The organism is Parasphingopyxis marina, assembly GCF_014237875.1.
Lineage (GTDB): Bacteria > Pseudomonadota > Alphaproteobacteria > Sphingomonadales > Sphingomonadaceae > Parasphingopyxis > Parasphingopyxis marina.
Window position 1 is genome coordinate 305,937 of record NZ_JACJVJ010000001.1, and the last position, 26,454, is coordinate 332,390.

Sequence of the window (26,454 nt, forward strand, 5' to 3'; positions counted from 1 at the left end):
GTGCCCAGTTCCATGTCCTTTTCTGTTTTCCGGAAGATTTCCGCCGCCGCGATCATGGCGGTGCTGGCCGCCTTGCTCGTGGCCGAGCCGGTCGCCGCGCAATTTTCCAACCATTACAATTATCTGCGGGGCGTGCGGAATCGCAGCTACGAGGAAGTCAGCGAGATCATCGAGCAGCCGGGCGGCGCCGCGATCATCAACGCCCGCGAACGCGCCACCGGGCTCGGCGCGCTCCACATCGTGACGCGCGACCGCGATACCCAATGGCTGCTCTACCTGCTGCGTCACGAGGCCGATCCCAATATCCGCGACAATGACGGCAACACGCCGCTGCACATCGCCGCGCAGATCGATTTCGCCGAAGCCGTGCGCTGGCTGCTCGTGGTCCGGGCCGATGCGAACGCTCGCAACAGCCGCGGCGAGACGCCGCTGATCCTGGCCGTGCAGCATCGCAATCCCGATATCGTCCGCCAGCTGATCGACGCCGGCGCCAATCCCGAAGTCGCCGACAGCGTGATCGGCCTTTCGGCGCGCGATTACGCGGTTCGCGACGGCCGCTCGCAGCATATCATCGATATTCTCGACACCGCCCAGCCGGTCGCCGAACAGGCGCCCGTCGTCGGCCCGACGCCCTGACCGGCAGCCGAAGGGCGTTCAATCGAAGCCGGCGAGATGCGGGTCCGACAGCGCCAGCAGGCGCGCCGCGGCGCGCCGCCCGAAGCGCAAGGTTTCCGACTTTCGCCGGGCGGGCGCCATTTTTTGCGCCGTCGCCTCGCGAACGATCGCCGCGTCATAGGGATCGGCGACGATCAGCCCGGCAATGTCGGGCCGTAGTTCTTCGCGGGCGCACAGATCGAGATCGAACCCGGCCGGCACCGCCCAGAAATAGCGGTCGCAATAATCGAGATAATCGGGCCATTTGCGATCGCCGAGCAGATCGGCCCGGCTGACCTTGATCTCGACGATCACGATCTCGCCCTTGGCGTCGATCGCCATGATATCGGCGCGCCGGCCGTTCCCGAGCGGCACTTCGCTCAGCGTGACCAGTTCCTGCCGGTAAAAGAGGCGCGATACCCCGCGCGCGACATCCATCGCCGCCAGCGAATCGGTTTCCAGGGACATGTGCGAATCCGTCATCGCGCAAGGCTAGAACAAAGAACGAACGCTTGGAAGGCCCCGCGGGGCGCGTTCAGGATTGGCCGATAAATTCCGCGAGCCAATCGTCGGGCGGGGGGCTGTCGATCTCGACGACCCAGATATCGGGATCGAATTTGCGGCGGCGCTCCAGATATTCGGCCATCGCCGCCGGGTCTGCGGGATCGGCGGGGCCGGCTTCGACCCAGTGATAGCCGCCATCGGGCGCAAGCCCTCGTTCGCGAAGCCCGCGCGTCACGCCACGATCGGTGAGTACGAGCAGCACCGCCCCCGAAATCTCGTCGCCATGGGTCATCACCATCGCATGGCCGCCGGCCGCTTCCACCGTGCGGCGCAGGGCGCCGATCAGCATCCGGCTTGTGAGCCGCGTGTTCATGCCGGCAGGCGATAGCCGTCGAGCGAAGACAGCGCGATGCGCGATTTCATGAAGGTGCCGGTTCCGCGCGCGGCTTCTTCGCCCTCGGCATCGATGAGCCGCGCTTCGGCGACGAACACGCGGCGCTGGCCCGATACCCAGCGCCCCTCGGCCGTGACCGGCCCCGCCGTCAGCGGCCGGGTGAACAACAGGTTGAAGCCGGTCGTGAGCAGGAAGCGGTCCGAGACCAGGCTGTTCGCGGCATAAAAAGCGGCATCGTCAAGCATCTTGAAATAGCTGGTGCCATGAACCGCCCCGGCGGCGTGATAATAGCGCTCGTCGAGATCGAAGCTGATCCGCGCATGGCCGCTTTCCGGGATTTCCAGCCGGGAATCCCAGATGCGGTTGATCGGCGCGGCGGCATAAAGCGCCTCGAGCGCCCGAAAATGCGCTTCGGCGCCGGCGAGCGGCGCGCCGCTCTCGCCCAGCTCAGGCAGCGTGCGCCGCCTCGATATCGGTGAGCAGCGCAAAGAGCGCATCCTGCGAGCGCGCGCCGCGCAGCTTGGCAACGAACGCCTTGTCGCGCATCCGCCGGCTGATCTTGGCGAGCAGCCGCAAATGCACCGCGCCGTCGCCATCGGGCGAAAACAGCGCGAAGACGAGATCGACCGGAAGGTCGTCCGCCGCGTCATAATCGACCGGTTCGGCAAGGCGCAGGAACACCGTGAAGGGCTTTTCGAGACCGGGAATGCGGCCGTGCGGAATCGCGACCCCGTCCCCGAACCCCGTCGAGCCCAGGGATTCGCGCGCCTCGAGCTGGCGCGTCAGGATTTCGGAATCGATCCCGGTCAGCTCGGCGGCATGACCGGCGATCAGCCCGAACAGCGCCTTCTTGTCGGCCGCGCTCTGGCCGAACAGAATGAAGGCGGGATCTGGAAACGCGTCAAACTCGCTCATGGAACACCTTGATATCGCACGGGCGGCCGGGCCGAAGCCGGCGCCCATGCTGATGATTTTCTTCAAACGGGACGTTCTGGTTCTACCCACCCGATCGAGCCGTCCCGGCGTCGATAGACCATGTTATATATACCGGTGTCGGTATTTTTGAAGAGCAGCGCATTGGTGTTCCGCAAATCCAGCATCCAGACGGCGCTCGAGACGCTGGCATCCGGAATATCGACCTTCAGTTCGGCGATGATGGGCGGATTGTCTTCCGGCGTTTCCTCGTCTTCGCTGCCCTTGAACACCGTATAGCCGGCATTGGGCTCCGGCATGATCGCCGGCATGTCGCCATTGGCCTGTTTGTGATGGTCCTTGAGCCGGTTCATATGGCGGCGCAGCTGCTTTTCGACATGGCCGGCCGCTTCCTCGAAGGCGGCATGGGCATCGCCGGCGCTGCCGGCCTCGCCCTTCAGGATCACGCCCTGCATGACATGGGCGACGATCGTGCAGTGAAAACCGTGATCGTGCGGTCCCTTGCCGAAGGTCACCTGCGCCGAAATGGTGCGCGAGAAATATTTGTCGGCGATCGCGGTGAGCCGCTCCTCGACATGCTCCTTCAGCGCCTCGCCGGTTTCGACCTGATGACCCGATACACGAATATCCATCGCTTTATCCTTCACAATTCAGGCGCCGGAGGGGATCCGGCACCGCCACATTCAACCCGCCTTGTCCGGTTCGGCCGGCCATAACGGGTCGTCGATCCCGGCAACGAAAGCCGCGTGCCGGGCCAGTTCTTCGGCGCTCGCGCGATGCGGGCGGGGTTCGCGACGCGGACGCCGCGGCGCGCGTTGCGCCCCGTCGGCTTCGGCGCCGGCAACGACGCGCGCGGCCTCGTCATCGGCCAGCACGAGCCCGATCTGGCGGCCGCCGGTCAGTTCGACATAGACCTGGGCCAGCAACTGCGCATCGAGCAGCGCGCCGTGCAGGACGCGCTGGGAACGATCGACGCCGTAGCGCGAGCAGAGCGCGTCCAGGCTGTGCTTGGCGCCGGGATGCTTCGTGCGGGCGATCGCCAGCGTATCGACCATCCGTTCCCGGGTGAGGATGCCATGGCCGCAGCGTTCGAGCTCGGCATTGACGAAGCCGAAATCGAATTGCGCATTATGCGCGACAAGCGGGCTATCCTCCAGAAAATCGAGAAAGCCGGGCGCTTCGTCGGCAAACAGGGGCTTGTTCGAAAGAAAGGCTTCGGAAAGCCCGTGCACGGCAAAGGCTTCGCCGGGCATGTCGCGCTCGGGATTGAGATAGACGTGGAAGGTGCGCCCCGTTTCGACCCGATTGACCATCTCGATGGCGCCGATTTCCACGAGCCGGTGGCCATCGGTTGGGCTGAGGCCGGTCGTTTCCGTGTCGAAAACTATCTCACGCATTGTTGGCAATATCGGACGTCGTGATCCCTTAAGCAAGTCACGAGTGCGTCAATCTGTGCCCGCGTATCGGCCAGCGGCGTGCCCGTATCGACGATGAAATCGGCGCGTTTCCGCTTTTCCTCGTCGGGCATCTGCAACGCGAGAATATGTTCGAATTTTTCTTCGCTCATGCCCGGACGCGCCAGCACACGCTTGCGCTGGACGTCGGCCGGAGCGGAAACGACGAGCACGGCGTCGAGTCCCGCCCGGCCGGTCTTTTCGAACAGCAGCGGGATATCGAAGACCACCAGCGGCGCATCGGCATGTTCCTCGAGAAACGCCGTGCGGCCGAGGCCGACCGCCGGGTGGATCAGCTCCTCGAGCGCGGCGAGCTTTTCCGCATCGCCGAGCACGGCTTTCGAGAGTTTGGCGCGATCGACGCCGTCCGGCCCGGTGGTGCCGGGAAACAGCGTCTCGATGGCCTGGACGAGCTCGCCGCCCGGGCCCTGCAGGCGGTGCACCTCGGCATCGGCATCGAACACGGGCACGCCAAGCGCCGCGAACATCGCCGCAACGGTCGATTTGCCCATGCCGATCGATCCGGTGAGGCCCAAAATGATCATCGCGCAACCGTCACCGCGTCAACAACTCCCTGAGTTCCCCGTCATGTTCGCGCGGCGCGGCTTCACCGAAAAACGCCTCGAACGCGATTCCCGCCTGGCCGATCAGCATATGGAGCCCGTCGACGGCGCGCAATTTCGCCGCCCGCGCCGCGGCGAGCAGCGGCGTTTCAAGCGGGGCATAGACGACATCGCAGACCGTCGCGCCCGCGGGAAGCGCCGCGATATCCATCGGCAAGGGTGGATAGCCCTCCATCCCGAGCGCGCTTGCGTTGACGAGAAGGTCCGCCGCGATCCATGGCGCATCAAGCGGCCGCGCCTCGCCGCGCATGCCCAGCCCGGCAAGCAGGGCCGCCGCTTTCTCGACATCGCGGTTGTAGAGATGGACCCGGCCATAGCCGTGCAGCGCCAGCGCGATCAGCACCGCGCGGCTTGCCCCGCCCGCGCCGATGACGATCACGTCGCTATCCTCGAAATCGACATCGGCAAAGGGTTCGAGAAAACCGAAAACATCGGTGTTGGTGGCAACGAGTTCGCCCTGAATGGGGGTGACGCAATTGGCTGCTCCGGCTTTTTTCGCCGCGCCCTCGCAGCGGTCCGCAATCTCGATCACCGCCGATTTATGGGGGATGGTGACGTTGCAGCCGCGCCAAAGAGGGTCGGCCCGCCGCCCGGCGAAATAGGCGCGCAGTTCCTCCGCCTTGACATGGGCCAGCCGATATTCGGCATCGATGCCGAGCTTTTCGAGCCAGAATCCGTGAATCAGCGGCGATTTCGAATGGGCGATCGGATCGCCGATCACCTCTGCATAGGCTTTGGTCATGCGCGCATCACCCCCCGGACGCGAAGATAGTCGAGCAGCGGGAGCAGCGGCAGCCCGAGAACGGTGAAATGGCTGCCGTCGATCCGCGTGAAAAGCTGCGCGCCCGGGCCCTCGATCCGGTAGCCACCGGCGCAGCCGCCGACGGCCGGCCATTCCTCATCGAGATAGGCGTCGAGGAAATCGCCGGAAAAATCGCGCATCGCGAGCTTGGCGACATCGATATGGCGCCAGACCGGCTGGCCGCCTTCGCAGATCACCGCGGCGCTCGTCTGGCTATGGGTTTCCCCGGCGAGCGCGCGCAGCTGTTCGGCCGCTTCCTCGCGGGAGCCTGCCTTGTCGAAGATGCGGGCGCCGAGCGAGGCGACCTGGTCGCAGCCGAGAACCAGGTCCTGCGGGAAGCGCCGAGAGAGCTTGGTCGCCTTGAGCTCGGCCAGCGCATCGGCGAGGTTGCGCGCGGAGATGCCCTCGGCGGTAAGCGCGGCCTTGGCGGCCTCCTCGTCGATACCGGCGGCCATCGGGGTAAACGGCACGCCCGCCGCCTCCAGCATGGCCCGCCGCGAAGCACTTTGCGATGCGAGGATCAGACCGATGGCGCCTGCTCCTCCTTCTCATTGTTGCCCGGCGCGTCTTCGGCGTTTTCACGCGAGGAAACGATGTTGAGGATCGCCGCGGCGCTTTCCTCGATCGACCGGCGCGTCACATCGATCACCGGCCATTCATTGTCGGCGAAGATGCGGCGGGCAAAGGCGACCTCTGCCTTGACGCGCTCCTCGTCGACATAATCGGTTTCGGGCGCCTGGTTCAGCGTCAAGAGCCGGTTGCGGCGAACCTGGACGAGCCGGTCCGGGCTGGTCGTCAGGCCGACGATGATCGGGTTTTTCAGGCGGTAGAGCGTATCGGGCGGCGGCGCTTCGGGCACCAGCGGAACATTGGCGACCTTGTAGCCGCGATTGGCGAGATAGATGCTGGTCGGCGTCTTCGAGGTGCGCGAAACCCCGGCAAGGACGATATCGGCGGCGTCCCAATCTTCCGCGCCGACGCCGTCGTCATGCGCAATCGTATAGTGGATCGCCTCGACGCGCCGGAAATAGGCCGCGTCGAGCGTATGCTGGCCGCCCGGCCGCTCCTTGGCTTCCATGCCGAGCAGGCGCGAGAGCGCGTCGATCACCGGATCGAGCGCGGAAACCGCGGGCAGGCCCATCGCCCGGCAACGCATTTCCAGCCGCCGGCGGACATTGTGATCGACCAGAGTATAGAGGACGAGGCCCGGCTGTTTCCCGACATCGTCGAGCACCCGGTCGATATGGCCTTCCGAGCGCACCATCGGCCAGAAATGCTTGATCGTCTCGACATCGTCGAACTGGGCAAGCCCGGCCTTGGCGATATTCTCCAGCGTCTCGCCCGTGGAGTCCGAGATCAGATGGAGGTGAAGGCGGATCATCGAATGGAAGACTTTCCAGCAGCGGTGCGACGCGGACAAGCCTGTGGACAAGCCTGCGCGTCAAGCTAGCGGAAAGCGCGGGATAGAGGCAAGCCATCGATTCGGCCCCGCAATGCGATTTTCGATCCCGAACCTCTTCCACAGGGAATGGAATCCGTGCACAGCCTGTGAATCACCGGGATAAGCAAGGCGACTCCGGCCCGGCTGGCGGCCTATCGCGAGTCAAGCTGTTGGCATTCCCGGCAACCGCGCATAAACCCCGCTCTCAAGCCTCCAACTGACTCCATCAATTTAAGATTCTTATAAGTATAGATAGTGATAGAAGAGCCCTCCGAGACGATCGAACCTCTGACCGGCGAGCGCAAGCTGCTCGGCGTGCTGAAGGGCGAACGGCGCGATCCGCCCCCGCTCTGGCTGATGCGCCAGGCCGGCCGCTATCTTCCCGAATATCGCGAGCTCAGGGCGAAGAAGGGCGGCTTTCTCGATCTCGTCCATGACAGCGAAGCGGCCGCGGAGGTGACCCTGCAGCCGATCCGCCGTTTCGGCTTCGACGGTGCGATCCTGTTTTCCGACATTCTCGTCATTCCCCATGCGCTCGGCCAGGATCTCTGGTTCGTGGAAGGGGAAGGGCCGCGGCTCGCGCCCCCGCTCGTCGATGCGGCGCTCACCTCGCTGGAGCGCGCGCCCGAACGGCTCGATCCGGTCTACGGGACGGTCGAGACGGTGGCCGGGCTGCTGCCCGATGAAACGACGTTTCTGGGTTTTGCCGGTAGCCCCTGGACGGTGGCGACCTACATGGTAGCCGGGCGCGGCAGCCGGGACCAGGGCGAGACGCGGCGCGCGGCCTATGGCGATCCGCAGGCCTTCGGCGCGATCATCGACGCGATCGCCGAGATCACGATCGGCTATCTTTCGCGCCAGATCGAAGCGGGCGTCCATGCCGTGCAGCTGTTCGACAGCTGGGCGGGCAGCCTCTCGCCCGCGCAGTTCGAACGCTGGGTGATCGCGCCCAATGCGCGGATCGTAGCCGCGCTCAAGGATCGCCACCCGGACGTTCCGGTGATCGGTTTCCCCAAGGGATCGGGCGAGAAGCTGCCCGCCTATGCGCGCGAGACCGGGGTCGATGCGCTGGGCCTCGACGAGACGGTCGATCCCGTATGGGCGAATGCCGCCCTGCCCGACGATCTCCCGGTGCAGGGCAATCTCGATCCCCTCGCGCTGATCGCCGGCGGCGCGGCGCTCGATGCCGCGACCGACCATATCCTTCGCGCCTTTGCCGGCCGGCCGCATATCTTCAATCTCGGCCATGGCATCCTGCCCGACACGCCGATTTCTCATGTTGAACGGCTGGTCGGCCATGAGCGAAAAGGCTGAGCGATGACGACCATGCTTGCCCTTGCCTATCCCTGGATCAAGGCCGCCCATATCATCTTCGTGATCTTCTGGATGGCGGGATTGTTCATGCTGCCGCGCTTCTTCGTCTATCACCAGGAAGCGCCCGAAGGATCCGAAGAGGCGCGGCGCTGGATCGAGCGCGAGGACAAGCTGGCGACGATCATCATGAACCCCTCGATGCTGATCGTCTGGGTGCTCGGCTTCACGCTCGTCTATCTGCTCGATCTCTGGCTGCAGCCCTGGCTGATCGCCAAGCTCGCCATCGTCATCGGGCTGTCGGGCTATCAGGGCTGGCTGATGGGATACCGGAAAAAACTGGCGCGCGGCGAACGGCCGCTCTCGTCGAAAAAGCTGCGGATGATCAACGAGATTCCGGGCGTCGCGGCGGCGATCATCGTGATCCTGGTGGTCGTGAAGCCCTTTTCCTGAAGGGGCGCTGGCCCATCCAACAGCTTGACTCAGCGGCCATGCTTACCTAATTCGCTGGCCAAGCACCCGCTGCCTATCCTTGCGCAGCGCGAAACCATTCCAGCGCCAATTTCCTGACATCGACGCTCGAATACCCCCATATTTTCCGCCGGGAATCCGACAATGCATCTCAAAGACCTGAAACAGAAAAAGCCCGCCGAACTCGTCAAGATGGCCGAGGATCTGGGCGTCGAGGGCGCTTCGACCCTGCGCAAACAGGATCTTCTGTTCGGCATCCTCAAGGCCGAGAGCGAAGAGGGCGAGGAAATCTTCGGCATGGGCACGATCGAGGTGCTGCCCGACGGTTTCGGCTTCCTGCGCAGCCCCGAGGCCAATTATCTCGCCGGCCCCGACGATATCTATGTTTCACCCAACCAGGTTCGCAAATTCGGCCTGCGCACCGGCGACACGGTCGAGGGCGAGATTCGCGGGCCCAAGGACGGCGAACGCTATTTTGCGCTGACCAAGCTCAACCAGATAAATTTCGACGATCCCGAATATCTGCGCACCCGCGTCAATTTCGACAATCTGACGCCGCTCTATCCCGACGAGAAGCTGACGCTCGACAGCGACGATCCGACCGTGAAGGACAAGTCGGCGCGCGTCATCGATATCATCTCGCCCCAGGGCAAGGGCCAGCGCGCGCTGATCGTCGCGCCGCCGCGGACCGGCAAGACCGTGCTTCTGCAGAATATCGCCCGCGCGATCACCGACAATCATCCCGAGGTCTATCTGATCGTGCTGCTCATCGACGAGCGCCCCGAGGAAGTGACCGACATGCAGCGTTCGGTGAATGGCGAGGTCATCTCCTCGACCTTCGACGAACCCGCCCAGCGCCACGTCCAGGTCGCCGAGATGGTGATCGAAAAGGCCAAGCGCCTCGTCGAGCACAAGAAGGACGTCGTGATCCTGCTCGATTCGATCACGCGCCTCGGCCGCGCCTACAACACCGTCGTGCCGAGCTCCGGCAAGGTGCTGACCGGCGGCGTCGACGCCAATGCGCTGCAGCGTCCGAAGCGGTTCTTCGGCGCCGCGCGTAACATCGAGGAAGGCGGATCGCTCTCGATCATCGCCACCGCGCTGATCGATACCGGCAGCCGCATGGACGAGGTGATCTTCGAAGAGTTCAAGGGCACCGGCAACTCGGAAATCGTTCTCGATCGCAAGGTTTCCGACAAGCGCATCTTCCCGGCGCTCGATGTCGGCAAGTCCGGCACCCGCAAGGAAGAGCTGCTCGTCGACAAGGACAATCTGGCCAAGATGTGGGTGCTGCGCCGCATCCTCATGCAGATGGGCACCGTCGATGCGATGGAATTCCTGCTCGACAAGATGAAGGATTCCAAGACCAACGAGGATTTCTTCGATTCGATGAATCAGTAGGCTTTCGGGCGCGCGATGGTTCTCGAGCACGCCCTTCTCCATGTCCGGCCCGGCGAAGCCGAGGCCTTCCAGGCCGCGATGCGCGAAGCGAAGCCACTGATCGAAGCCTCGCCCGGATTCCGCTCCATCGAACTGCGCCCCGCCGCCGAACAGCCGGAACTGTTCCTGCTGCTCGTCGGTTGGGACGATATCGCCAGTCATCGCGATGGATTTCGCGGTTCTGATCGCTACAAGGCGTGGAGCGATATCCTCCATCGCTTTTATGAGCCGATGCCCTCGATAACCTATTTCGGAGCCAGCCTGTTCGATGCTTGACCTGATCGCCTTCGTTTCCCACGCGGCACCGCCCTCAGGGCTCGGCTCGCTGGCCGAAATCTGGCAGGCGATCGTCACCGATTTCAGCAATATCGGCTCTCCGGCGGCGATGGCGGCCTTTGGCCAGGTCGTGCTGATCGATCTGGTTTTCGCCGCCGACAACGCGATCGTCGTCGGCGCGCTCGCCGCCGGGCTTCCGGCCGAACAGCGCCGCAAGGTCATCCTGATCGGGATCGGCGCGGCGCTCGTCCTGCGCATCATTTTCGCGCTGATCGTCACCGTGCTGCTCGGCATCGTCGGGCTTATTTTCGCGGGCGGCCTGCTGCTGCTCTGGGTCGCCTGGAAATTCTGGCGCGAGCTGCGTCATGAGGGCGAATCGGGCGGTTCGGACGAGGTCATGGGCGACGAACATTCGGGCCTGAAGCCCGCGCGCAGCTTCTGGGGCGCCGTCTGGGCCGTGACCGCGGCCGATGTCAGCATGAGCCTCGACAATGTGCTGGGCGTCGCCGGCGCGGCCCGCGAACATCCGGGCATCCTGGTGATCGGCCTGTTGCTCTCGGTGGCGCTGATGGGCCTCGCGGCCAATGTCATCGCCCGCTATATCGAGCGCTACAAATGGATCGCCTATCTCGGCCTGCTCGTCATCCTCTGGGTTGCGGCGCGGATGATCTACGAAGGTATCATCAATCCCCAGGTCGGGGTGATGACGCTGCTCGGCTAGCGCGTTCGATCAGCAGCCTGTTGCGCGGATAATCGATCACGAAGCGGTGATTGGAGAGCGCTTCGGCGCTCAGCAGCATCGCCGGTCCGTCGCCGATGCCCAGCGTATCGAAAATGGCGAGATCGGTTACGCCGAGCCGCGAGCGGCCGAATGTCGCGCCGCCGATGCTGAACTGGCTGACGGTAAGCTGCGCCATATCCTGGACATGGCCCGAAGCGCCGGTGATCGGTTCGCTGCCTTCGCTACCGGGGAAGGGGCGCAAGCCGATTTGCCGGGCGGCTTCGTGATTGACGATATTCTGGACAGCGCCGGTATCGAGCAGGGCGGGTATCCTGAGGCGGCCGATCCGCACCTCGATCAGGATCAGCCCGTCGCGGCGTTCGTAAAAGGGAATGATCGCCCAGTCGGCGCCCGAGCGCGCGAAATCCGCACGCGGATCGAACAGCCGCAGGCGTCGTCCGGCAAGATCGAACTCCACGACATGGCGGCGCAGGAGATCCGCGCCAATCAGCCCGTCGGCTTCGACGGGCGAGGCGAGGCGCGGGAAACCGAAGGCGCCGACGCGCTGGAAACGCCGTTCGCCCAGCCGCAGGCTGGCAAGGCGGTAGAAAAGGATCGCAGAGCTGCCGGTCGCGCCCTCGACCTCCGCCGGTTCGCCGCTACCCGCAAGGCCCAGCCGGGCGATGGTGGCGTCGGTCAGCACGGTTTCACTAGCCGCGGTATCGACGATGAACCGGCCGGTCACCCGGTCGTTGAGTGTCACCGGAACCTGCGGCAGGCCGAGCCAGGGCGCGTCGAGCGGCAGGCTGGTGACGCGCTGGGCCTGGGCCGGGGCGAAGGCCGAAGCGGCAAGGCCGAGCGCGAGGAAAAGGGCTATGAGACGGGAAAGCATGGCGCGTACTTGTAGCCCGGCCCGTGAACGCGTGTTGAATAATGATACGGAAAAGAGCGTTAACTCGCGGCCTTTTCAAGCTGGGCCGCCATCATTTCCCATAATTTGTTGATCGCTTTGAGCGGCCGCACCATCACCTTGAAATCCGCGATCTCGCCCGCCGCGTTCCAGCGGATGATGTCGATGCCGTTGATATGAACGCCGTCGATCTCGGCGGTGAATTCGAGCATCGCATTATCGCCCGCGGCGATCGTGCGGACATAGGCGAAGTTCGCATCGCCAAACACCTGGTCGGCGGCGCGAAGATAGGCAGCGGCGCGTTCGCGCCCTGCTTGCGGCGTATGGACGACCGGCGAGTGGAAAACGGCATCCTCGGCCAGCAGGCCGAGCAGCGTTTCGGGCGCATGATCGCCAGTTGCATAATCGAGCCAGCGCTGGAGCCGGGGGTCGGTCATCGATAAACCTCCATTCCGATTGGTCAAAGCAGATGTGTTCCCTGCCATTCGACGCCGACGGGGCCGGGATCGTGGGCCAGCGAATCCATGCCCACTATGTCGCCGGGTTCGAGCATGTCCGCCGTCTTGGTTCGCCACCTGAGCGTTTGACCTTGCGCGATGGGTGCCCGTTCGTAGATGAGTTTGGGTTCGCCTGCGATTTCGAAGCTGTCGAGCCGGGAACGGCTAACATATCCGGCTTCCAGCGCGACCAAGGTAAGGATTGAGCCGCCGAAAACGCGCCTGCGTTTTCCGACGAGCTCGAACCGCATCTAGAGATGCTCGGCGAAAAAGGCTTCTGTGCGGCTGTCGGCGAGCGTTGCGCCCGCCTCGTCGCGGCGGTTGCCGGTTTCGGTCGCAAAGCCGTGATCGAGGCCTTCATAATCGTAGAGCGTCACCTTGGGATGATCGTCGAGCCCTGCATGCATTGCGGCCTGCGCTTCGGGCAGGACGAAATGATCGCCGGTCGGGACGTGCAGCAGAACGGGATGGGCGATGGCATGGGATTCGCCGATCAGCCCGTCGATACCGACGCCGTAATAGCCGACGCTCGCATCGATATCGGTGCGCGCGGCGGTCATGAAGGCGAGGCGGCCGCCGAGGCAATAACCGACACAGCCGACCTTGGGCCGTCCTTCGCCGCCATCCAGTTCTTCACGCGCGGCATGGATTGTCGCCTCGATATCGCGGATCCCTTCGTCCTGATCGAACTTGCCCATCAGCGCGAGCGCGGTCTTGAACTCCTCCTCGACATCGGGATCGAGCTCGACCCCGGGCTTCAGCCGCCAGAAGAGATCGGGGGCAAGCGCCAGATAGCCGAGCGACGCCCAATGGTCGCACTTCGAACGGATGCCAGGATTCACGCCGAATATCTCCTGTATGACGATGATCGCGGCCTTCGCTTCGCCCTCCGGCGCGGCGCGATAGGCACCGAACATCTGATCGCCTTCCAGGGTTTCTATCTTGGTCATGCCGCCCATCTTCGTCCTTCCTTTCCTGCTTCGTGGTTGAGCAGTGCTGCTTTGGTGTCGATCCCGCTGCCGCCCGAATAATAGCCGATCGTACCGCCGCTCGCGATGACCCGGTGGCACGGGACGATCAGCGGCAGCGGATTGCGACGGCAGGCCTGGCCGATGGCGCGCGGGCCCGACGAAGCGCGCCGGGCCAGCTCGCCATAGCTTTGGGTTTCACCGTAGGGCACGGCAATAATCGCCGCGCGCAGCTCCTCGCCGCGCTGCGTCGAGCAGGGCGCGAGCGGCAGGTCGAAGCGGGTCAGTCGCCCGGCGAAATAGGCGCCGATCTGCCTGGCCGCCTCGTCGAGCAAGGGGTGGTCGGCGGCTTCCGGGTCCGCGTCGGCGGCCAGCAGCCGGACTTGCTCGATCGCCTCGGCGCCGGCCGAGATGGCGATCGCGCCGATCGGACTTGCGATAATCCGGCAGGTCATGGACGGGGTTTCGCGCATCTCCTAAAGAAAGACCAGCCTTTTGAGGAGCCAAGCCCGATGAAAGTCACCGTCGATGTCGATTGCACGCCCGAGGAAGCCCGGCGCTTTCTGGGTCTTCCCGATCTGGGGCCCGTCCATGACGTCTATCTGGACAAGATCAAGGAGACGATGAAGGACGGGATCACGCCCGACACCATCGAGACGCTGGTCAAGAGCTGGGGCCCGATGAGCGATGCCGGGCTTTCGATGTGGACGCGTTTCTTCGATCAGCTCGGCAACGCGGGCTCCTCCTCCAAAAAATAGCGGCGGCGGCGTGGCGATATTATCGGACGATGGCGCGACGATCTTCGCGCTGTCGACGGCGGGCCTGCCGAGCGCGATCGCGATCGTGCGCACCAGCGGGCCGGCAAGCCGGAGTGCGCTCGAAGCGCTGGCGGGCCGCGTGCCCGAGCCGCGCTACGCGGCGCTGATGTCGCTGCGCGATCCCGCGGACGGGACGCCGATAGACCGCGCGCTCATTCTCTGGCTCCCCGGGCCGGCGAGTGAAACCGGCGAGGATATGGTGGAGTATCACCTTCATGGCAGCCGCGCCGTAGCGTCCAAGTTACTGGAAACACTCGGTAAATATGATGAAATGCGGCCTGCGGAAGCGGGCGAGTTTCTGCGCCGCGCCTTTTTGAATGGCAAGATGGACCTGACCGCGGCGGAGGGGCTGGGCGATCTTCTCGACGCGGAAACCGAAAGCCAGCGCCGCCACGCGCTGGCGATAGCCGAAGGCGGGTTGGCCGCGCGGATTGCCGGCTGGCGCGAACGGCTGCTGGGCGCCGAGGCGCGGCTGGAGGCGGTGCTCAATTTTTCCGACGAGGGTGATGTCGGCGAGGGGGATGAAAGCTTCGCGCTGGACGCCGCGGACGATGTTCACGGTGAAATTATGGAAACGCTCGCGGCGCCGCCGGCCGAGCGGTTGCGCGACGGAATCCGGGTTGCGCTCGCCGGGCCGCCCAATGCCGGCAAGTCGACCCTGTTCAACGCGCTAGTCGCGCGGGAGGCGGCGATCGTCTCGCCGGTCGCGGGCACGACGCGCGATGTGATCGAGGCGCCGGTCGATATCGACGGGATCGCCTTCGTCTTCAGCGATACCGCAGGGCTGCGCGACAGCGGCGAGGCGATCGAGGAAGAAGGGGTTCGGCGGGCGCGCAGCGTATCCGAGCGATCCGATATCCTTTTCTGGATGGGCGAGACGGCCGACGCGCCGAAGGGGGATCATATCATTATCCTGCATCCGCGCGCGGACGAGCCGCGGCGGGCAGCCAAACCCGCCGAGGCCGCCCTGTCGGTTTCCGCCACGACAGGAGAGGGGATGGCGGCCTTGCGCGCATTGCTGCTGGAACGCGCACGATCGCTTCTGCCGCGCGAAGATCAGCTCGCGCTGAACCAAAGGCAGCGCCTGGCGTTGCGGGAAGCCGCGGATGCGCTGGCCGAGGCGCGGGCGGGGGACTGGATCCTCCTCGTAGAAGCCCTGCGTGGCGCGCGGATGGCGCTGGAGCGGCTGGGTGGGGGCGGCGGTGTCGAGACGATGCTCGACGCGCTGTTCGGCCGATTCTGCATCGGCAAATAGCACTTCGCGTCGAAATTCGCGGGGGTGTTTCACGTGAAACATCTTGGAGTCGGATGCGCGCGCTGATACAGGCGCGCCATGGCAACATCGCTATCATCGGACCGCTATGACGTGATCGTCGTGGGCGGCGGCCATGCCGGCTGCGAAGCGGCGGCCTCGGCCGCGCGGATTGGCGCGAAAACCGCTTTGGTCTCGATGCGGCGCGACATGATCGGGGCGATGTCCTGCAATCCGGCGATCGGCGGGCTCGGCAAGGGCCATCTCGTGCGCGAGGTCGACGCATTCGACGGCTTGATCGGTCGCGCTTCGGATGCGGCGGCGATCCATTACCGGATGCTCAACCAGAGCAAAGGGGCGGCGGTGCGCGGCCCGCGCATCCAGGCGGATCGCGCCAAATATCGCGCGGCGATTCATGCGCTGCTCGGTGCCGAACCGCAGCTCGACATCGTCGAGGCCGAGGCGACGGCGCTGGATCTCGCCAGTGAGGGCCGGACGGTGCGCGGCCTGGTCCTCGATGGGGGCGACCGGGCGCTGGCCGGGAAGGCGGTCATCCTGGCGACCGGAACCTTTCTCGGCGCGAAGCTGCATTTCGGCATGTCCAACCATGCCGGCGGCCGGGCCGGGGAACGCGCGGCGACGGCACTGGCACAGCAGCTCTATGCGGCCGACCTTCCGATGGCCCGACTCAAGACGGGGACGCCGCCCCGTTTGGATGGCCGCACCATAGACTGGGCGTCGCTCGCGATGCAGCCTTCGGACGGGGGCGACTGGACCATGGCGCTGGCGACAGAAAAGCGCGAGAATCCGGCGCTTTTCTGCGCGATAACCCGCACCAATGCGGTGGCCCACGATATCATCCGTGCCTCGCTGGACCGCTCGCCCTTGTTCGCCGGGGAGATTACCGGGCAGGGCCCGCGCTACTGTCCCTCGATCGAGGACAAGATCCACCGCTTCGGCGATCGCGACGGGCACCAGATATTTCTCGAGCCCGAAGGTCTCGGCGATCCTCTTGTCTATCCCAACGGTATCTCGACCTCGCTGCCCGAAGACGTCCAGCTGGCCTTTTTGCGCGCGACCGACGGGCTGGAGCAGGTCGAGATCGTCCAGCCCGGCTATGCGGTCGAATATGATCATGTCGACCCGCGCATCCTGGGTCATGATCTTGGCGTGCGGACGATGCCGGGGCTTTACCTGGCCGGGCAGATCAACGGGACCACCGGCTATGAGGAGGCGGCGGCGCAGGGGCTGGTCGCGGGCATCAATGCGGCGCGACTGGCCGCGGGCCAGGATCCCGTCCGGTTCGACCGCGACGACAGCTATATCGGGGTGATGATCGACGACCTCGTCCTGCAGGGCGTGACCGAACCCTATCGGATGCTCACGGCGCGCGCCGAATATCGGTTGCGACTGCGCGCCGACAATGCAGTAACCCGGCTAACGGACAAGGCGGAGCGCTGGGGCTGCCTTTCCTCCCGCCATCGCGCGTTTGCCAAGCTCCGCCTCGCCAAACTCGATACAGTTCGCGGCGTCATGACGTCGAAAATCGATGCCGATGCCGCGGAAAAGGCGGGGATCGCGATCGGCCAGCATCGCGAGACGCGGAGCCTCGCCGAATGGCTGCGTTTGCCGGGAGCAACCGCCGGAGCGGTTCGCGCGATGGCGCCGGAGCTTAGGGCGATATCCGATGATATTCTCGACGAGGCGATCGAGGATGTGCGCTATGCGCCCTATCTTGAACGGCAGGACCGGGAGATCGCGCGGGTCGGCGCCGACGAACGCATCCGCATTCCCGAAACGCTCGACTATGCGGCGATAGCCGGCCTGTCGAACGAGATGATAGAACGGCTGGAGACGGCCCGGCCCGCGACCCTGGGCGAGGCCGGGCGCATTCCCGGCATTACGCCCGCAGCGCTGGCTGCGATTCTCGTCCATGCCCGCCGCCGCGCGGCCTGAGCCGATGGACGAGCTAGCTGTCAAACAATGGTTGGTCGATCGGCTGGATGTTTCACGTGAAACATTGGGGGCGCTGGACCGCTTCGTTGCGCTGCTGCTGGCCGAAGCCCGGCAGCAGAACCTGATTTCGCGCGCGACGATAGAGGATGTCTGGAGCCGCCATATCCTTGATTCCGCGCAGCTCCTGCTGCTCGCGCGCGAATATGGGGCCGGGGACGGCGATTGGCTGGATCTCGGGTCGGGTCCCGGGCTTCCGGGTATCGTTCTGGCACTGGCCGGGAATATGTCGATAACCCTTGTCGAGGAGCGCGCGCGCCGGGCGGCGTTTCTGGAACAGGCGGTACGCGCGCTCGGGCTGGACGACCGCGTGACGGTAGAAGGCAAGAAGGTGCAGCGCGTCGAAAACCGGGGCTATAGCGTGATCACGGCCCGGGCCTTCGCGCCGCTGCCCAAGCTCTTCGATCTCGCCTATCGCTTTGCGCGGCCGGGCAGCTTGTGGATATTACCCAAGGGTAAGTCTGTGGAAGAGGAACTGGCCGCGGTGCGCGGGGCGTGGCAAGGTCGATTCGAAACTGTGCAAAGTGTGACCGACTCGGAGTCCTTCATACTCCTCGCACAAGATGTGAAGCCGGAGAGACGCCGATGATTCGACTGGCCGTCGCCAATCAAAAAGGGGGAGTGGGCAAAACCACGACCGCGATCAATCTCGCGACGGCTCTGGCCGCTTCGGGGTGGAAGGTGCTGCTGATCGACCTCGATCCGCAGGGCAATGCGTCGACCGGCCTGGGCATCAGCCATAGCGAACGCAAGCTTTCGAGCTACGATCTGCTGACCGGCGAGGCCGGAATCGAGGAGGCGGCGATCCCGACCCGGGTTCCGCGGCTCGATATCGTGCCTGCGACGGTGGACCTGTCGGGCGCCGAGATCGAACTTGTCGACTATGAACAGCGCACCGAACGGCTGAACATGGCGGTGGCCGAAGCGCCGCCGGGCCGCTGGGACGTCTGTCTGACCGATTGCCCGCCTTCGCTGGGCCTGTTGACGATCAACGCGCTGGTCGCGTCGCCCTCGCTGCTGGTGCCGCTCCAATGTGAGTTTTTCGCGCTGGAAGGGCTCAGCCAGCTATTGCAGACTGTGGAGCGGGTGCGCGAGCGTTTCAATCCCGATATCTCGATCTTCGGCGTCGTGCTGACGATGTACGACCGGCGCAACAACCTCTCCGAACAGGTGGCGGCGGACGTTCGCGCGGTACTCGGCAAGCTCGTCTTCGATACGGTTATCCCGCGCAACGTGCGGCTTTCCGAAGCGCCGAGCCACGGGCTTCCGGCGCTGATCTACGATTATCGCTGCCCGGGCTCCGAAGCCTATATGGCGCTGGCCCGCGAAACGATCGCGCGGCTGCCCAAGGCAGCGCGGGCAGCGTGAGAGGCGATACGATGAGCGCAGCAGATCCCGACAAGAAGAGCCCGCTGAAGAAGAAGCCGAGCGGCCTTGGTCGCGGGCTTTCCGCGCTGATGGGCGATGTCGAACAGGAGGCGCCGGTCAATGTCGCGCCCGACGACGGCGCCGTCCAGCTGCTGCCGGTCAGCAAGCTCGCGCCGCATCCCGATCAGCCGCGCCGCCATTTCGACGAGGAGGCGCTCGGCGAACTCGCCCGCTCGATCGAGGCGCGCGGCGTTATCCAGCCGATCGTCGTCCGGCCGCAGGGATCGGCCTATCAGATCGTCGCCGGTGAGCGGCGCTGGCGCGCGGCGCAGATCGCGCATCTTCATCAGGTCCCGGTCATCGTCCGCGATTTCGACGATGCCGAGACCCTGGAAATCGCGCTGGTCGAGAATATCCAGCGCGAGGATCTCAACGCGATGGAAGAGGCCGAAGCCTATAAAAGGCTGATCGACGATTTCGGGCACAGCCAGGCGGCGCTCGCGCGGCTCGTTCACAAGTCACGCAGCCATGTCGCCAACCTGTTGCGGCTGCTCGACCTGCCGAAGCGGGTACGCGATCTCGTCGTCGACGGGCGGCTCGACATGGGCCATGCGCGCGCGATCATCTCGGCACCCGATCCCGAAAGCCTGGCGCTGACCATCGTCAGCCGCGGTCTTTCGGTCCGCGAGGCGGAAGATCTGGCGCGTCGGGCCAAGTCGGGCGGCGGCAAGCCGAGCGCGGCGCCCAAGGAACGCGATCCCGATATCGTCGCGCTCGAAAAGCAGCTTGGCGAGGCGGTCGGCCTTGCGGTCAAGATCGATTTTTCCGGCAAGGCGGGCAATGTGACGGTCGGCTTCAGCTCGCTCGACCAGCTGGACATGATCTGCCAGCGGCTGTCCGGCGAGAAGATCTAGCGCAGCATCCGTGCCTTGCGGGCGATCGCGAACAATTCGTCATTCGCGGCGAGCAAGCCCGGCCCGCCCGAACTTTTCACCATCCGCTCGGCCTGGCTGGCCCGGCCGATCGCGGTGGCCAGCGCGTCGCTCGGCCAGCGCTGCAGCTGGTCGGTCACCACGCCCTTTTCTTTCCAGAAAATCGCGCGCCCGGCCTTGGCGATCACCGCCTGGGCGCTGTTGCCCTGCTCGACCTCGGCGCGGAGCGAGGCGAGCAGAATCAGGCGGCGCAGCACCGCGCGGAGCAGCGGCACGCCGACCATGCCTTCGCTCGCCAATTGGGTCAGCTCGCTGTCGAGCGCCGCGAGATCGCCGGACAGTACGACATTGGCAAGGCGGGAAAGATCGCCCTCATCGGCATTGGCGGCGACAGCGTCGAGCGTATCATGCTCGGCGCGGCGCGGCCGATCCGGCGCGGCATCGAGATAGAGCGCGATCTTGCCGATCTCGTTGGCCAGGATCGCGCGATCGCCATGGCAAGCGCGCGCCAGCCGATGGGCGATATCGGGCGCTACCTGCAGCCCCTGTTCCTGCGCAATCTCGATCACCAGCCGGTCGGCATCCCGCCCTTCGGGCGCGTAGCTCGCAAAGGCCATCGCCGCATCGCTGCCAAAGGCGAGCTTGACGAGCTTGTTGGTCGGCCGGAGCGCGCCGGCGATCGCGACCACCGGATTGCCGGCCTTTTCCGCCTCCAGCAGCGCCTCGACCGACGCGGCGATCTCATCGCCGGCGGGATCGATGCGGATATAGCGCGCGCCGCCGAACAGCGAGATCGCGGCGGCTTCGTCGGAGAGCAAGGCGGGATCGGATTTCAGATCGGCACCGGTCAGGTCGATCCGCTCGGCCTCTTCGCCCATCGTCCTGGCGAGCAGCGCGGCGAGCGCATCGGAGCCGGAGCGGTCCGGGCCGTAGAGAAGGAAAAACCGCACATCCTCGCCCGGCGAGGAAAGCGCGCGGGCGATCTGGTTGCGGTTCGCTTTCACCTTACGGCCCTTCGGATGCGGCGCCGGGGGCTTGTCCTTCGCCGGGCTCGTCCGCGGTGCGGGTCGCATAGAGCGCGATGCGCGCCACGATCTGGTCGGCGACCTGCTGGGTGAGATTTTCGAGCGCCGAATCCTCGGCGGCGATCGTCGCATATTCGGAAGATACGACGTCGACGCCGGCATCGGCGCCGGCGGTCGCATCGAGCAACACGGTGCCGCGATCGGCGGCGACCAGCTGGAAGCGCGCGCGCAGGGTGCGGCGTTCGCGCGTCACGGCATTGTCGGCGCGCACGCCGAAGCCGGTAATCTGGTCGTCGAGCTCCACCTCGAGCCGGTAGCGCGGCGGGGTGCTGCCTGCCGCGCCGAGCCGCTGTTCCAGCGCGCCGCGCATCAGATAGCCGGCCCGCCCCGGAATCTCGCCGACCTCGACCGAACCGAGTGCGGCGCGCGCCGGCGAGGATGCGCCGCCGTAAAGCGGGCGCAGTCCGCAGGCGGACAGGGACGTCAGCAGGAGGAAACACAGGGCGAAGGTGCGGATCACGCGACGATGTTTACCAGACGATCGGGGACCACGATAATCTTTTTGGGTTCGGCGCCGTCGAGTTGCCGCATGATCTTGTCGGACGCCAGCGCCAGCGATTCCAGATCGGCCTTGCCCGCGCCCTTGGCGACCGAGAGCGTATCGCGCAGCTTGCCGTTGATCTGGACGGCGATCGTCACCTCGTCTTCGACGAGCAGCGCGGGATCGGCCTCGGGCCATTGCGCATCGGCGACCAGGCCTTGCTCGCCGAACTGCGCCCAGCCCTCCTCGGCGAGATGCGGCGCCATCGGCGCGACGAGGCGTACCAGGATACGCACGGCGGCGTCCCGGCTGGCGGAGGCGTCGGCCTTTTCGATGGCGTTGGCGAGTTCGTGGATCTTGGCGACCGCCTTGTTGAAGGACAGGTCCTCGATATCCTCGGCGACCCCGGCGATCGTCTGATGGAGCTTGCGGTCCAGGGCCTTGTCCTCGCCTTCGCCGGGCTGGTTGCCGTCGATCAGCCGCCAGAGCCGCTGGACGAAGCGCCAGGCGCCCTCGATGCCGGCCTCGCTCCACGGCAGGTCGCGTTCGGGCGGGCTGTCGGACAGCATGAACCAGCGCACGGCGTCGGCGCCATATTGATCGATGATCGGATCGGGATCGACGGTGTTCTTCTTCGATTTCGACATTTTCTCGACACGGCCCGGCGTAACCGGCTCCCCGCCTTCGATCGCCACCCAGTCCTCGCCGTCCTTCGTCACCTCGCCGGGCGAAAGCCAGCTGCCGTCCCCGGCCTGATAGGTTTCGTGGGTCACCATGCCCTGGGTGAAAAGGCCGGCGAAGGGCTCCTTCACGTCGAGCATGCCCATACGGTTGAGTGCGCGCGTCCAGAAACGGGCATAGAGAAGGTGCAGGATCGCATGCTCGACCCCGCCGATATACTGGCCGACCGGCAGCCAGGCCTCGGCTTCGGCCCGGTCGAACGGCGCATCATCGGGCTGGCTGGCGAAACGGATGAAATACCAGCTCGAATCGACGAAGGTGTCGAGCGTGTCGGTCTCGCGCCGCGCGGGTTCGCCGCATTGCGGGCAATCAACATGCTTCCATGTCGGATGGCGATCGAGCGGGTTGCCGGGCGTTTCGAAATCGATGTCTTCGGGCAGGACGACGGGAAGCTGGTCCTTGGGCACGCCCACCGGCCCGCATTCCTCGCAATGGATGATCGGGATCGGCGTGCCCCAATAGCGCTGGCGCGAAACGCCCCAGTCGCGCAGCCGCCATTCGGTCGTGCCTTCGCCCCAGCCTTCTTCCTCGGCGCGCTCGATGACGGCAGCCTTGGCCGCTTCGATGGTCATGCCGTCGAGGAAACGGGAATTGACGAGCGTGCCCTCGCCCGACCAGGCCTCGTCGCCCGCGAATTCGGCTTCGCTATCGTCGCCATCAGCGACCACGCGGCGGACGGGAAGATCGTATTTTCGCGCGAAATCCATGTCGCGCTGGTCGTGTGCGGGCACCCCGAAAATCGCGCCGGTGCCATAGTCCATCAGCACGAAATTGGCGATATAGACCGGTAGTTCCCATTCGGGCTGGAACGGGTGGGCGACCGTCAGCCCGGTGTCGAAGCCCAGCTTTTCCGCGCTCTCGATATCGGCGGCCGATGTCCCGCCGGACTGGCATTGTGCGACGAAGCGCTGCGCCTCGGCGCTGTTCTCGGCCACCGCGGCGGCCAGCGGATGATCGGCGGCGACCGCGACGAAGCTGGCGCCGAAGATCGTGTCGGGACGGGTCGTGAACACCTGCAGGTTGGTCTGGCCGGTCACCGGCTGGGAAAGCTTGAAGCGGAAGCGCAGGCCGCGGCTCTTGCCGATCCAGTTTTCCTGCATCAGCTTCACTTTGTCGGGCCACTGGTCGAGCTCGCCCAGGCCCGAAAGCAGGTCTTCGGCGAAATCGGTGATCTTCAGGAACCATTGCGACAGCTTGCGGCGTTCGACGGTCGCGCCCGAGCGCCAGCCCTTGCCGTCGATCACCTGCTCATTGGCGAGCACGGTCATGTCGACCGGGTCCCAGTTGACCGCCGATTCCTTGCGATAGACGAGGCCGGCTTCGAACAGGTCGAGGAACAGCGCCTGCTCCTGACCGTAATAATCGGGTTCGCAGGTGGCGAGCTCGCGGCTCCAGTCGAGCGCGAAGCCGAGCCGCTTCAGCTGGTCGCGCATCGCGGCGATATTGGCGCGCGTCCATTCGCCCGGATGCACCTTCTTTTCCATCGCCGCATTCTCGGCGGGCATGCCGAAGGCGTCCCAGCCCATCGGGTGCAGCACTTCATGGCCGGTCATCCGCTTGAAGCGCGCCAGCACGTCGCCCATCGTATAGTTGCGGACATGGCCCATATGGATGCGCCCCGAAGGATAGGGGAACATCTCCAGGACGTAGGATTTCGGTTTGGCCGCGGCGTTGTCGGCGGCGAATGTCTGGGCGTCGTCCCAGGTCTTTTGCCAACGCGCGTCGGCCGCTTTCGGATTGAAGCGTGACGCCATGGGTAGGGGCCTTTAACCGATCACGGTGCTGCGGCGAAGCTCGCGGGCACGCGTCAGGATGATTTCCTCGAGCCGCTGGACGGTCGCGGCCTGGACCGGCGCCTCCAGCCATTGCGAGCCGTTGTAAAGCTGGCGCGAGGCGGCGACGCGCAGCGCATCGGCGCGCAGGTCCGCATCGAGGATGGTGACGGTCAGCTTCATCCGTTCGGTCGGGGCCGAAGGGTTCGCATACCAGTCGGTCACGATCACGCCGCCGGCGGAATCGACCTGCGCCATCGGAATGAAGGAGAGCGTCTCGAGGCTCGCGCGCCAGAGATAGCTGTTGACCCCGATCGTCGTGACCTGGGCGGGCGCGAGCGTTTCGCTGGGCCGATCGTTGCCGCCGCCGCACGCGGCAAGCGCCAACGGCAGAAGGGCTGCAAAAACGGCGGGACGCGAAAATGACATGATACTCACCTAAGAACGATGGGCTGTACGGGTTCGAGGCTGCGTTATAGCCGGTTGGGCTGGCCCGGCAAGCAGCGTTTTCCCGCTCGGGAGACGGCGATTGTTGAGGTTACGCAACAGTTGACGGGATTCGACTCAAGGATGTGGTGCGACTCGACGGCTTCATGCTAGGGCAAGGCCGCAGGGAGAAGAATAGAGTAATGTTTGGGCGAATTTCATTGGCAGCATTGGCGGGGACCGCCTTGGCTGCGGCCGCTTTGACGGCCATGCCCGGTGCCGCCGAATCGCAGGCGCGCTCCCTGTCCTTGCGCGAGGCGCCGGCGCTTGGAACCTTCACGCCCGCTTCCGCCGATCCTCGCATGGCGCGCGCTTTGCGCCGCGCCGGCATTTCCAGCCGCGGCCTGCGCTTCACGCCTTCGGCCTCGCGACAGGGCGATCGCCCGATCACCGTCGCGGTCCGCAGCCGCGCCTCGACCTCGGCCCGTGCCGATCGCGCCGCGGAATTCGCGATGGGAACGACATCGAGCGGCGCGACGGCGATCACGCCTTCGGCCTATAATCTGGGCGTCTCGCTCGGCTGGCGGCGGTTCGCCCTGTCCGGCGACATGACGCGGGTCGATAACGCCATAATCCCCGGCAGAAGCCGCGAATCGACCGATGTCGGCGTCAGCTATTCGGGCCGCCGCTGGTCGACCCGGGTCCAGGTTTCCGCCGACCGGCCGACGCCCGAATCGGCGCCGAGCATCGTCGACAATGAAGAGCGCGTGGCGCTCGATGTCGGCGGGTCCTACTCGATCGCCCGCAATCTCGATATCACCGGCGGCGTCCGCTATCAGCGCCAGCACCGGATCGAGCAGCAGGCCGATGAGCCGCAGGACAGCCAGGCCGTCTATATCGGCACGGCCTTCCGCTTCTAGAATTCCTTCGGCGTCAGCGCGCCGATCCCCGCCCAGCCATAAATGCCCATGCCGCGCAGGCCTTTCGCGCGCCGCGCGTCCATGCCGCCGAGCGCGATCACCGATATCCGGGTCCGCCGCGCGAGGAGGCCGAATCGCACGCGGCCCAGCATCTTTGCGCCCCGATGCGACTCGGTCGCGAAAACCGGCGACAGGAAGACGAGATCGGCGCGGGCCTGTTCGGCGATCCGCAATTCGGCCGGATTATGGGCGGCCACCGTGCGAATCATCTCTCTGGCGCCGATGCGGCGCGAGCGGTGATGGAAGCCGTCGGCCCGAACGCGCCGGGCCAGCCGCTGATCGCCGGCCATGACCATGATGAGCCCGCGCGCGCGCGCGATCCGGCGAATGCGCGCGGCCAGCCGGCGCCGGTCGTCGATCGGCAGGGAATGATGCCGCACGATCACGCCGCTGCCGCGCGGCAGGCGGGCGAGCGACGGCCATAGCCGGTCGCCCTGCCGTTCGTCGGTCATCAGCCAGAGCGTCGGGAGAGGGTGGCGGCGCGGCACGCGGCTTTCTATAGCAAGCCGCATGGCAGGCGACATCCCCGATAACCCCGAAGCCCGGCTCGCGTCCGTCCGCGAGGAGATCGCGCGCATGGCCAAAAAGGCCGGGCGCGAACCCGGCGACGTGACGCTGGTCGCAATCTCCAAAACCCATGATGCGGAGGCGGTCCGCCCGCTGATCGCCGCCGGGCAGCGGGTCTTCGGCGAAAACCGGGTGCAGGAAGCACAGGACAAATGGCCGCCGCTCAAGGCGGCGGTGCCGGATATCGAACTCCATCTTGTCGGCCAGCTCCAGTCCAACAAGGCCGAGGATGCGGTCGCCCTGTTCGACGCGATCCACGGCGTCGACCGGCCGTCGCTGATAAAGGCGCTCGCCAAAGCGCTCGCAAAGATGGAGCGGCGGCCGCTGCTTTTCGTCCAGGTCAATATCGGGGAGGAGGAGCAGAAGGGCGGCTGCGCCATCGCCGATCTGCCCGCGCTATTGGAAAAGGCCGCGGATGCCGGGCTCGGCATATCCGGGCTGATGTGCATCCCGCCTGCGGATGTCGAGCCGGCGCCCTATTTCGCGCTGCTCGCCAAGCTCGCTAAGGAAAGCGGCATCGACCGGCTCTCGATGGGCATGTCGGGCGATTATGGCACCGCCGTGATGTGCGGCGCGACCCATGTTCGCGTCGGCACCGCGCTGTTCGGGAGGCGCTAGGG

Annotated in this window: 34 protein-coding genes; 14 read left to right on the plus strand and 20 right to left on the minus strand. The window is 65.5% G+C overall.

Annotation, left to right across the window (positions count from 1 at the left end; all coding sequences use genetic code 11):
* Positions 1–12: 12 nt before the first annotated feature.
* On the plus strand, positions 13–636 hold the full coding sequence (locus H6P80_RS01425; RefSeq protein ID WP_185799568.1) for an ankyrin repeat domain-containing protein: 624 nt from the start codon (positions 13–15) through the stop codon (positions 634–636).
* An 18-nt stretch (positions 637–654) separates the two neighbouring features.
* On the opposite strand, the gene H6P80_RS01430 is transcribed toward H6P80_RS01425, so the two are convergent.
* From H6P80_RS01430 to H6P80_RS01475, 10 genes are all read right to left on the minus strand, one after another.
* The gene (locus tag H6P80_RS01430; RefSeq protein WP_235973686.1) at positions 655–1,122 is read right to left on the minus strand and encodes an MmcB family DNA repair protein; all 468 of its coding nucleotides are present in this window, start codon (positions 1,120–1,122) and stop codon (positions 655–657) included.
* 67 nt (positions 1,123–1,189) lie between these two features.
* A complete protein-coding gene (locus H6P80_RS01435; RefSeq protein ID WP_185799570.1) occupies positions 1,190–1,531 on the minus strand; it encodes a DUF1491 family protein in 342 nt (113 codons plus the stop codon).
* On the minus strand, positions 1,528–1,998 hold the full coding sequence (locus tag H6P80_RS01440) for a PaaI family thioesterase (protein WP_407947226.1): 471 nt from the start codon (positions 1,996–1,998) through the stop codon (positions 1,528–1,530). Before H6P80_RS01440 ends, H6P80_RS01435 begins: the two co-directional genes overlap by 4 nt.
* 1 nt (position 1,999) lies before the next feature.
* The gene (locus tag H6P80_RS01445) at positions 2,000–2,467 is read right to left on the minus strand and encodes a PTS sugar transporter subunit IIA (RefSeq protein ID WP_185799572.1); all 468 of its coding nucleotides are present in this window, start codon (positions 2,465–2,467) and stop codon (positions 2,000–2,002) included.
* A 62-nt stretch (positions 2,468–2,529) separates the two neighbouring features.
* Complete coding sequence (hpf, locus tag H6P80_RS01450; RefSeq protein WP_185799573.1) at positions 2,530–3,117, minus strand: ribosome hibernation-promoting factor, HPF/YfiA family; 588 nt, start codon at positions 3,115–3,117, stop codon at positions 2,530–2,532.
* A 51-nt stretch (positions 3,118–3,168) separates the two neighbouring features.
* Positions 3,169–3,882, minus strand: a complete 714-nt coding sequence (gene dnaQ, locus H6P80_RS01455) for a DNA polymerase III subunit epsilon (protein WP_185799574.1) — start codon at positions 3,880–3,882, stop codon at positions 3,169–3,171.
* Entirely contained in the window at positions 3,870–4,484 is a 615-nt protein-coding gene (gene coaE / locus H6P80_RS01460; protein ID WP_185799575.1) for a dephospho-CoA kinase, read from the minus strand. The genes dnaQ and coaE overlap by 13 nt, the downstream gene beginning before the upstream one ends.
* 10 nt (positions 4,485–4,494) lie before the next feature.
* The gene (locus tag H6P80_RS01465) at positions 4,495–5,304 is read right to left on the minus strand and encodes a shikimate dehydrogenase family protein (RefSeq protein WP_185799576.1); all 810 of its coding nucleotides are present in this window, start codon (positions 5,302–5,304) and stop codon (positions 4,495–4,497) included.
* Positions 5,301–5,852, minus strand: coding sequence for a Maf family protein (locus H6P80_RS01470; RefSeq protein WP_221892853.1), 552 nt, complete (start codon positions 5,850–5,852; stop codon positions 5,301–5,303). The genes H6P80_RS01465 and H6P80_RS01470 overlap by 4 nt, the downstream gene beginning before the upstream one ends.
* A gap of 32 nt (positions 5,853–5,884) precedes the next feature.
* Positions 5,885–6,745, minus strand: a complete 861-nt coding sequence (locus H6P80_RS01475) for a pyruvate, water dikinase regulatory protein (RefSeq protein ID WP_185799577.1) — start codon at positions 6,743–6,745, stop codon at positions 5,885–5,887.
* 339 nt (positions 6,746–7,084) lie between these two features.
* On the opposite strand from H6P80_RS01475, the gene hemE reads away from it, so the two are divergent.
* From hemE to H6P80_RS01500, 5 genes are all read left to right on the plus strand, one after another.
* A complete protein-coding gene (gene hemE / locus H6P80_RS01480) occupies positions 7,085–8,119 on the plus strand; it encodes a uroporphyrinogen decarboxylase (RefSeq protein ID WP_185800930.1) in 1,035 nt (344 codons plus the stop codon).
* 3 nt (positions 8,120–8,122) lie between these two features.
* On the plus strand, positions 8,123–8,569 hold the full coding sequence (locus H6P80_RS01485) for a CopD family protein (protein WP_185799578.1): 447 nt from the start codon (positions 8,123–8,125) through the stop codon (positions 8,567–8,569).
* Positions 8,570–8,731: 162 nt separating this feature from the next.
* Positions 8,732–9,988 (plus strand): transcription termination factor Rho, encoded by a 1,257-nt coding sequence (gene rho / locus H6P80_RS01490; RefSeq protein ID WP_185799579.1) that lies wholly within the window; start codon positions 8,732–8,734, stop codon positions 9,986–9,988.
* Between the two features lie 15 nt (positions 9,989–10,003).
* On the plus strand, positions 10,004–10,303 hold the full coding sequence (locus H6P80_RS01495) for an antibiotic biosynthesis monooxygenase family protein (protein WP_185799580.1): 300 nt from the start codon (positions 10,004–10,006) through the stop codon (positions 10,301–10,303).
* Positions 10,296–11,024, plus strand: a complete 729-nt coding sequence (locus H6P80_RS01500) for a TerC family protein (protein WP_185799581.1) — start codon at positions 10,296–10,298, stop codon at positions 11,022–11,024. The genes H6P80_RS01495 and H6P80_RS01500 overlap by 8 nt, the downstream gene beginning before the upstream one ends.
* On the opposite strand, the gene H6P80_RS01505 is transcribed toward H6P80_RS01500, so the two are convergent.
* Genes H6P80_RS01505 through H6P80_RS01525 form a run of 5 tightly spaced genes read right to left on the minus strand, consistent with a single transcriptional unit; the run spans position 10,987 to position 13,872 of the window.
* Positions 10,987–11,916, minus strand: coding sequence for an aspartyl protease family protein (locus H6P80_RS01505; RefSeq protein WP_185799582.1), 930 nt, complete (start codon positions 11,914–11,916; stop codon positions 10,987–10,989). The two genes, H6P80_RS01500 and H6P80_RS01505, sit on opposite strands and share 38 nt — an antisense overlap.
* Before the next feature lie 59 nt (positions 11,917–11,975).
* Positions 11,976–12,371, minus strand: a complete 396-nt coding sequence (locus H6P80_RS01510) for a nuclear transport factor 2 family protein (protein ID WP_221892854.1) — start codon at positions 12,369–12,371, stop codon at positions 11,976–11,978.
* Between the two features lie 23 nt (positions 12,372–12,394).
* A complete protein-coding gene (locus H6P80_RS01515) occupies positions 12,395–12,682 on the minus strand; it encodes a hypothetical protein (RefSeq protein ID WP_185799584.1) in 288 nt (95 codons plus the stop codon).
* Positions 12,683–13,390: a dienelactone hydrolase family protein gene (locus H6P80_RS01520; RefSeq protein WP_185799585.1), complete on the minus strand. Its 708-nt coding sequence runs from the start codon at positions 13,388–13,390 to the stop codon at positions 12,683–12,685. It abuts the gene before it with no gap.
* Complete coding sequence (locus H6P80_RS01525) at positions 13,378–13,872, minus strand: methylated-DNA--[protein]-cysteine S-methyltransferase (RefSeq protein WP_235973688.1); 495 nt, start codon at positions 13,870–13,872, stop codon at positions 13,378–13,380. Before H6P80_RS01525 ends, H6P80_RS01520 begins: the two co-directional genes overlap by 13 nt.
* A 39-nt stretch (positions 13,873–13,911) precedes the next feature.
* On the opposite strand from H6P80_RS01525, the gene H6P80_RS01530 reads away from it, so the two are divergent.
* From H6P80_RS01530 to H6P80_RS01555, 6 genes are all read left to right on the plus strand, one after another.
* On the plus strand, positions 13,912–14,157 hold the full coding sequence (locus H6P80_RS01530; RefSeq protein WP_185799586.1) for a DUF6489 family protein: 246 nt from the start codon (positions 13,912–13,914) through the stop codon (positions 14,155–14,157).
* A gap of 10 nt (positions 14,158–14,167) precedes the next feature.
* Entirely contained in the window at positions 14,168–15,472 is a 1,305-nt protein-coding gene (gene mnmE / locus H6P80_RS01535) for a tRNA uridine-5-carboxymethylaminomethyl(34) synthesis GTPase MnmE (RefSeq protein ID WP_328804915.1), read from the plus strand.
* Between the two features lie 78 nt (positions 15,473–15,550).
* Positions 15,551–17,425 carry a tRNA uridine-5-carboxymethylaminomethyl(34) synthesis enzyme MnmG gene (gene mnmG, locus H6P80_RS01540; protein WP_185799588.1) on the plus strand — a complete coding sequence of 625 codons (1,875 nt, stop codon included), beginning with the start codon at positions 15,551–15,553 and terminating at the stop codon, positions 17,423–17,425.
* Entirely contained in the window at positions 17,403–18,071 is a 669-nt protein-coding gene (rsmG, locus tag H6P80_RS01545) for a 16S rRNA (guanine(527)-N(7))-methyltransferase RsmG (protein WP_235973689.1), read from the plus strand. Before mnmG ends, rsmG begins: the two co-directional genes overlap by 23 nt.
* The gene (locus H6P80_RS01550; RefSeq protein ID WP_185799589.1) at positions 18,068–18,850 is read left to right on the plus strand and encodes a ParA family protein; all 783 of its coding nucleotides are present in this window, start codon (positions 18,068–18,070) and stop codon (positions 18,848–18,850) included. Before rsmG ends, H6P80_RS01550 begins: the two co-directional genes overlap by 4 nt.
* A gap of 11 nt (positions 18,851–18,861) precedes the next feature.
* A complete protein-coding gene (locus tag H6P80_RS01555) occupies positions 18,862–19,764 on the plus strand; it encodes a ParB/RepB/Spo0J family partition protein (RefSeq protein ID WP_185799590.1) in 903 nt (300 codons plus the stop codon).
* On the opposite strand, the gene holA is transcribed toward H6P80_RS01555, so the two are convergent.
* The 4 genes from holA to H6P80_RS01575 are packed head-to-tail and all read right to left on the minus strand — an operon-like array spanning position 19,761 to position 24,290.
* Positions 19,761–20,786, minus strand: coding sequence for a DNA polymerase III subunit delta (gene holA, locus H6P80_RS01560; protein ID WP_185799591.1), 1,026 nt, complete (start codon positions 20,784–20,786; stop codon positions 19,761–19,763). The genes H6P80_RS01555 and holA overlap by 4 nt on opposite strands.
* 1 nt (position 20,787) lies before the next feature.
* Complete coding sequence (gene lptE, locus H6P80_RS01565) at positions 20,788–21,327, minus strand: LPS assembly lipoprotein LptE (RefSeq protein WP_328804916.1); 540 nt, start codon at positions 21,325–21,327, stop codon at positions 20,788–20,790.
* The gene (gene leuS, locus H6P80_RS01570) at positions 21,324–23,843 is read right to left on the minus strand and encodes a leucine--tRNA ligase (RefSeq protein WP_185799592.1); all 2,520 of its coding nucleotides are present in this window, start codon (positions 23,841–23,843) and stop codon (positions 21,324–21,326) included. The genes lptE and leuS overlap by 4 nt, the downstream gene beginning before the upstream one ends.
* Positions 23,844–23,855: 12 nt before the next feature.
* Positions 23,856–24,290 carry a DUF3576 domain-containing protein gene (locus tag H6P80_RS01575; RefSeq protein ID WP_185799593.1) on the minus strand — a complete coding sequence of 145 codons (435 nt, stop codon included), beginning with the start codon at positions 24,288–24,290 and terminating at the stop codon, positions 23,856–23,858.
* A 242-nt stretch (positions 24,291–24,532) separates the two neighbouring features.
* Here H6P80_RS01575 and H6P80_RS01580 point away from each other — a divergent pair, with 242 nt between their 5' ends.
* Complete coding sequence (locus tag H6P80_RS01580; protein ID WP_185799594.1) at positions 24,533–25,207, plus strand: porin; 675 nt, start codon at positions 24,533–24,535, stop codon at positions 25,205–25,207.
* On the opposite strand, the gene H6P80_RS01585 is transcribed toward H6P80_RS01580, so the two are convergent.
* Complete coding sequence (locus H6P80_RS01585; protein WP_185799595.1) at positions 25,204–25,779, minus strand: thiamine phosphate synthase; 576 nt, start codon at positions 25,777–25,779, stop codon at positions 25,204–25,206. The genes H6P80_RS01580 and H6P80_RS01585 overlap by 4 nt on opposite strands.
* Here H6P80_RS01585 and H6P80_RS01590 point away from each other — a divergent pair.
* Positions 25,778–26,452, plus strand: coding sequence for a YggS family pyridoxal phosphate-dependent enzyme (locus tag H6P80_RS01590; protein WP_185799596.1), 675 nt, complete (start codon positions 25,778–25,780; stop codon positions 26,450–26,452). The two genes, H6P80_RS01585 and H6P80_RS01590, sit on opposite strands and share 2 nt — an antisense overlap.
* The last annotated feature ends 2 nt before the right edge of the window (positions 26,453–26,454 follow it).